This is a genomic window from Mesorhizobium sp. M4A.F.Ca.ET.022.05.2.1 (assembly GCF_003998845.1).
GTDB lineage: Bacteria > Pseudomonadota > Alphaproteobacteria > Rhizobiales > Rhizobiaceae > Mesorhizobium.
On the sequence record NZ_RZOJ01000854.1, the window covers coordinates 1 to 380 of the forward strand.

Genomic DNA, 380 nt, shown 5'->3' on the forward strand with positions numbered 1-380 from the left:
CCGAAACGCCACCGTCGCCGATCGGTCGCGCGATCGCGGCGAGTATCGTCGCAGTCTTCTGCGTCACGCTGATTTGGGCGTCGTTAGGCAGCATCGATATCGTCGCAACGGCGACGGGCAAGATCGTGCCAGACGGGCGCACCAAGCTGATTCAGCCGTTCGAGACGGGCATTGTCCGCGCCATCAATATACGCGATGGACAGAACGTGAAAGCCGGTGACGTGCTGATCGAGCTCGACCCGACCATGACGGAAGCCGACCAGCAGCGCCAGAGAAGTGATCTCCTTTCGGCCGAACTCGACGTCGCCCGGCTGCGCGCCGCGCTCGCCGAGGATCCACTTGCGGCCTTCCGGCCGCCGCAGGGCGCGAGCGCAGTGGAC

At 65.3% G+C, this 380-nt stretch carries 1 protein-coding gene; it reads left to right on the top strand.

Annotated elements, in window-relative coordinates:
• On the top strand, positions 1 to 380 hold a 380-nt coding region (locus EN745_RS35805; RefSeq protein ID WP_127423370.1), incomplete at both ends, for a biotin/lipoyl-binding protein.